The 5,896-nt window shown below is 66.4% G+C and carries 5 protein-coding genes; all 5 read left to right on the top strand.

Annotated features, from left to right (window positions below):
• Window positions 1–88: 88 nt before the first annotated feature.
• Entirely contained in the window at window positions 89–475 is a 387-nt protein-coding gene (locus tag N5C25_RS20010) for a RidA family protein (protein WP_058980515.1), read from the top strand.
• Between the two features lie 7 nt (window positions 476–482).
• Window positions 483–2,594, top strand: coding sequence for an ATP-dependent DNA helicase RecG (gene recG / locus N5C25_RS20005; RefSeq protein ID WP_279937745.1), 2,112 nt, complete (start codon window positions 483–485; stop codon window positions 2,592–2,594).
• 392 nt (window positions 2,595–2,986) lie between these two features.
• On the top strand, window positions 2,987–3,925 hold the full coding sequence (locus N5C25_RS20000; RefSeq protein WP_005410872.1) for a nucleoside hydrolase: 939 nt from the start codon (window positions 2,987–2,989) through the stop codon (window positions 3,923–3,925).
• Window positions 3,926–4,013: 88 nt separating this feature from the next.
• Window positions 4,014–4,256: a type B 50S ribosomal protein L31 gene (locus N5C25_RS19995; RefSeq protein ID WP_005410871.1), complete on the top strand. Its 243-nt coding sequence runs from the start codon at window positions 4,014–4,016 to the stop codon at window positions 4,254–4,256.
• Window positions 4,257–4,552: 296 nt separating this feature from the next.
• Window positions 4,553–5,830: a citrate synthase gene (locus N5C25_RS19990; protein ID WP_061480588.1), complete on the top strand. Its 1,278-nt coding sequence runs from the start codon at window positions 4,553–4,555 to the stop codon at window positions 5,828–5,830.
• The last annotated feature ends 66 nt before the right edge of the window (window positions 5,831–5,896 follow it).

The following is a 5,896-nucleotide window of genomic DNA, read 5'->3' as shown; positions in this document are numbered from 1 at the left end:
AGCGGCGCGGTAGATCCACGCCATGCGTGGATGCACCCCCACCCGGTACAATCACCGCTCTGTTTTCCCCCAAGCACCGGAGCGACCCATGTCCCGCCAGATCATCAACACCGAAAAGGCCCCCGCCGCCATCGGCCCGTACTCGCAGGCCGTGCGCGCCGGCAACACCGTGTACTTCTCCGGCCAGATTCCGCTCGACCCGGCCACCGGCGACATCGTCGGCACCGGTGACGTCGAGGCGCAGGCCCGCCGCGCCTTCGACAACCTCAAGGCCGTGGCCGAAGCCGCGGGCGGCTCGCTGGACAAGGTCGTGCGCCTGGGCCTGTACCTGACCGACCTGGGCGAGTTCGCCAAGGTCAACGCGGTCATGCAGGACTATTTCCAGGCCCCGTACCCGGCCCGTTCCACCATCGAAGTCTCCGGCCTGCCGAAGGGCGCCAACTTCGAGGTCGACGCGGTGATGGTCATCGACTGACCGCCACGTGGCACGCAAGGCGGCGGTCACCCCGGTCCTGTCACCGTCCGGCGAAGCATCCCTGGCGATGCTCGCGGGCGTCGGTCCGGCCGTGGCCGCCAAACTGCAGGCGCGTGGCCTGGCCACCCTGCAGGATCTCTGGCTTCATCTGCCACTGCGCTATGAAGACCGTACCCGGCTGACCCGCATTGAAGACCTGCGCAACGGCGTACCGGCGCAGGTGGAAGGGCGGGTGGTCGCAGTCGAGCGCGGCATGCGCTACCGGCCGATGCTGAAGGTGGCGGTGGAAGACGAAGGGCAGGGCACCCTGGTGCTGCGCTTCTTCCATTTCCGCCAGCAGCAGGTCGGTCAGTTCGCGGTCGGCAACCGGTTGCGCTGCTTCGGTACGCCCAAGCCCGGCCACCTCGGCCTGGAAATCGTCCATCCCAGCTACCAGGTGCTGGGCCGCAACGACGATCCCGAACTCGGCGACCGCCTCGACCCGGTGTATCCCACCGTCGAAGGCGTCGGCCCGATGACCATGCGCAAGCTGATCGGCCAGGCGCTGGACCGCCTGCCCGAGGAAAGCGCGCTGGAACTGCTGCCCAGCGGCTGGCTCGATGGCCTCGGGCTGCCGTCACTGCGCAGCGCGCTGCTGACCGTGCACCGGCCGCCACCAGATGCCGATCTGGCCGCGCTGGCCGCCGGCACCCACCCCGCGCAGCGCCGCCTGGCGTTGGAAGAACTGCTGGCCCACCACCTCAGCCTGCGTCGCCAGCGCATTGCATTGCAGGCACACCATGCGCCGCCACTGGCCGGTCCCGGCAAGCTGGCCAAGGCGCTGCTGAAGCAGCTGCCGTTCGCGCTCACCGGCGCGCAGGCGCGCGTGTTCAAGCAGATCCGTGAAGACCTCGCGCGGCCCAGCCCGATGCTGCGGCTGGTGCAGGGCGACGTCGGTTCCGGCAAGACCGTGGTCGCCGCGCTGGCGGCGATGCTGGCGGTGGAGCAGGGCAAGCAGGTTGCATTGGCTGCGCCCACCGAGCTGCTGGCCGAACAACATCTCAACAACCTGCGCGGCTGGCTGGAACCGCTCGGTGTGCGCATCGCCTGGCTGGCCGGCAAAGTCACCGGCAAGGCGCGCGCCAAGGTAATGGAGCAGGTCGCCAGCGGCGAAGCGCAGGTGGTGGTTGGTACCCACGCGCTGATGCAGGAGGCAGTGGTGTTCCAGGACCTGGCACTGGCCATCGTCGACGAGCAGCACCGCTTCGGCGTGCACCAGCGGTTGGCGCTGCGCGACAAGGGCGCAGGCGGCAACAGCGTGCCGCACCAGCTGGTGATGACCGCCACACCGATTCCGCGCACGCTGGCGATGTCCGAATACGCGGACCTGGATGTGTCGGCCATCGACGAACTGCCGCCGGGGCGTACACCGGTGCAGACGGTCGCACTCAACAATGACCGGCGCCCGGAACTGATCGAGCGCATCGCGCTGGCCTGCCAGGAAGGGCGGCAGGTGTACTGGGTGTGCACGCTCATCGAAGAAAGCGAAGAACTCGATGCAACGCCCGCGCAGGCCACCTACGAATCGCTGCAGGCACTGCTGCCCGGCGTGCGCGTGGGGCTGGTGCATGGCCGCCTCAAGGCCGCCGAAAAGCTGGCCACGATGGTGGCGTTCAAGGCCGGACAGATCGACCTGCTGGTGGCGACCACCGTCATCGAAGTGGGCGTGGACGTGCCGAATGCCTCGTTGATGGTGATCGAGAACGCCGAGCGCCTCGGCCTGGCCCAGCTGCACCAGCTGCGTGGCCGCGTCGGCCGTGGTTCGGCGGTGTCGCGCTGCGTGCTGCTGTACCAGGCGCCGCTTTCGCAGATGGCGCGCGAGCGCCTGCAGACCATGCGCGAAACCAACGATGGTTTCGTCATCGCCGAGAAGGATCTGGAACTGCGCGGCCCCGGTGAATTGCTGGGTACCCGGCAGACCGGCCTGGCCGGTTTCCGCATTGCCGACCTGGCCCGCGACGCCGGCCTGCTGCCCGGCGTGCATGACCTGGCCGAGCGCCTGCTGGACCAGCAACCCGCGCTGGCCGATCGTGTGGTGCAGCGCTGGATCGGCACCGCCGTGCGTTACGCCTCGGCGTAGCGCCACCTTGATGGGTGTGGACCTTGGTCCACACATCCACGCATCCACGCGTGGCGTGGATCTACTCCATGTTCATCCACGCATTGCATGGATGTGTCGACCAAGGTCGACACCCACCAACAGCCGCGGAAATCTGTCGAAGGCGGGGTGGATCCGGTTGCGGGGGCGTGAGCCGCATGGATGCGGCGACCGAGCTTACATGGACGTACTTGCAGCGTCCCCCGCAACCGGATCCACCCCGCCATTCCCCAGGAAACCCGCTTTTGCCGTTGCTCTGGTGAATGCCGTTGATTCGGCGGGTGCAGGGCACAGCCCTGCCGAACCCCAGCCCCCGTACTTGCAACGGTCATCATCCCGGTCCACACTTCGTTGCCGATCTGAAGACGGCAACGATGACCCACAAGATCCCGCTGTTGATCGACACCGACCCCGGTGTGGACGACGCCCTGGCCCTGCTGATGGCCTTCGCCGACGAACGGCATGACGTGGTCGCCCTGACCATCGCCGCCGGCAATGTCGGCCTGCAGTACACCGTCCGCAACGCCCTCAAGCTCTGCGACATCGTCGGCCGCACCGACGTACCGGTGTTTGCCGGCAGCCCGGATCCGCTGCTGCATCCCTCCGTCGACGCTGCCCACGTGCATGGCCGTGACGGCTACGGCGACGTGGACCTGCCGCCGCCGAGCCGCCAGGCCGAAGCCGAGCACGCCGCACTGGCCATCCTGCGCCTGTCGCACGAGCACGCCGGCGAACTGATGCTGGTGATGCTGGGCCCGCTGACCAACCTTGCCCTGGCACTGAAGCTGGACCCGACCCTGCCCGAGCGCATCAAGCGCATCGTGGTGATGGGCGGCGCGGTCACCTGCCACGGCAACATCACCCCGGCGGCCGAATTCAACATTGCGTTCGACCCGGAAGCGGCGCACGTGGTGTTCACCTCGTTCAAGCACCTGCTGGTGTCGGACTGGGAGGCCACCGTCGCCCATGGCCTGCCGCTGCAGGACGCCGAGAAGTGGCTGCAGGCCGATTCCGATCGCGCCCGCTTCTACGAACTGATCTCGCGCAAGACCCGTGGCCTGTCCGAAGACAGCAAGGGCGGGCGCTGGTACACCGCCGATGCGGTGGCCATGGCCTGGGCGCTGAACCCCGAAGGGCAGCTGCGGGTCGAGTCGCGCCCGCTGAACGTAGAGCTGAACGGCACGTTCAGCCGCGGCGCCACCATCGTCGACTGGAACCGCCAGACCGGCCAGCCGGACAACTGCGATCTGCTGATGGCCTACGACCAGCAGCGTTTCGAGGCCCTGGTGCGCCAGGCCCTGGGCGCGGACTGACGTCCGTGGCCCGGCACCGGTTGCCCCGGGCGGCAACCGGTGCTTATAATGCCGCTCTTGACCACCAGCCCATTTACGGTGTGAGCCCATGAAGGCCGATATCCATCCGAACTACCGCGACGTCGTCTTCCATGACGTCACCTCCGATTTCAAGATCCTGACCCGCTCCACCATGGCGACGAAGGAAACCATCCAGTGGGAAGACGGCAACGAATACCCGCTGGTCAAGGTTGAAATTTCCTCGGCTTCGCACCCGTTCTACACGGGCAAGCACAAGGTCATCGACACCTCGGGCCGTATCGACAAGTTCCAGAAGCGCTACGCGCGCTGATCTGTCGATCCAGCTTCGAACCAACGGCCGCGCTCTGCGCGGCCGTTTGTTTTTCCCCAACGCCAACCCAACGGGCGTTTGGATGGACGGAACACTGCGTTCGTGTGACAACGCTTTTGCCGATCCGGGCCGCTCAACGGCCTGTGTCTGGCTGCCTGTCGTATACGACTTCTGTCTAGCGCCGGGCAAATGCTGCTGTGCGATAATGACCTGATCCCCGGCACAGGCCGAGGACGTCATTCACGTGCCTGACCAATGCGCTTGGGCAGGCGCCTTCCCATGAAGGAGCGCACACAGTGTCCGATCTTGATCAGGTCACGCTCAACGCCGGCGACAAGTCGGTCGTTCTGCCCGTCATCAAACCCACCCTTGGCAACGACTGCGTCGACATCGCGAAGCTGACCAAGGAAACGGGATTCTTCACCTACGATTCCGGCTTCACCGCGACGGCCAGCTGCAAGTCCGCCATCACCTACATCGACGGCGACAAGGGCGTGCTGCTGTACCGTGGCTACCCGATCGAACAGCTGTCGGAAAAGTCGAGCTACGTCGAAGTGGCCTACCTGCTGATCAACGGCGAGCGCCCGAGCGCCGAGCAGCTGAAGGCCTTCACCGATGAGCTGACCGCCGAAGCCAACGTCGATGAGTCGATCAACACCCTGATCGGCAGCTTCGCCAAGGATGCCCACCCGATGGCGATCCTGGCGGCCGCGATCGCGCAGCTGTCGGCCATCTACCACGACTCGCTGGACCTGTCCGACGCCGAACAGCGCCGCAAGGCCGCCGTGCGCCTGATCGCCAAGGTGCCGACCCTGTCGGCACTGATCTACCGCCACGGCAAGGGCCTGCCGGCCAACAAGCCGGACACCTCGCTGGACTACGTCAGCCGCTTCCTGAAGCAGACCTTCGAGTCGGCCGACGGCCAGTACGACCTGAACCCGGACGTGGTGAAGGCGCTGGACCTGCTGTTCATCCTGCACGCCGACCACGAGCAGAACGCCTCGACCTCGACCGTGCGCCTGGTCGGTTCGACCGGTGCCAACCCGTACGCGTCGGTCGCTGCGGGTGTCACCGCGCTGTGGGGTCCGGCCCACGGTGGTGCCAACGAAGCCGTGCTGAAGATGCTGGAAGAAATCGGCAGTGCCGACAACGTCGAGTCCGCCGTGGTCAAGGCCAAGGACAAGACCTCCGGCTTCCGCCTGATGGGCTTCGGCCACCGCGTCTACAAGAACTTCGACCCGCGCGCCAAGGTCATCGGCGAGATGACCAGCAAGGTGCTCAAGCAGCTGGGCGTGCAGGATCCGCTGCTGGACGTGGCCGTGAAGCTCGAACAGGCTGCGCTGCAGGACGAGTACTTCGTCGCCCGCAAGCTGTACCCGAACGTCGATTTCTACAGCGGCATCATCTACAAGGCGCTGCAGATCCCGACCGAAATGTTCACCGTCATGTTCGCCCTGGGCCGTACCTCCGGCTGGGTGTCGCATTGGCTGGAACAGCAGGTCGATCCGGAAATGAAGATCGGCCGTCCGCGCCAGGTCTACACCGGCAGCGACGTGCGCGACTACCAGGGCTGATCGCCCGCGTAGGTCGTGCCGAGAACGCCCCGCATCCGCGGGGCGTTTTTTTTGTGCCCTGATCGT

The organism is Stenotrophomonas sp. GD03958 (assembly GCF_029839005.1).
Taxonomy (GTDB): Bacteria; Pseudomonadota; Gammaproteobacteria; order Xanthomonadales; family Xanthomonadaceae; genus Stenotrophomonas; species Stenotrophomonas hibiscicola.
The sequence above is the reverse complement of the archived record's forward strand: the minus strand, read 5'-3'. Positions and strand labels throughout refer to the sequence as shown.

Excerpts from the sequence above, each read along its gene's own strand:
- N5C25_RS20010 (WP_058980515.1), top strand. The coding sequence starts at position 89 with ATGTCCCGCCAGATCATCAACACCGAAAAGGCCCCCGCCGCCATCGGC.
- N5C25_RS20000 (WP_005410872.1), top strand. The coding sequence starts at position 2,987 with ATGACCCACAAGATCCCGCTGTTGATCGACACCGACCCCGGTGTGGAC.
- N5C25_RS19995 (WP_005410871.1), top strand. The coding sequence starts at position 4,014 with ATGAAGGCCGATATCCATCCGAACTACCGCGACGTCGTCTTCCATGAC.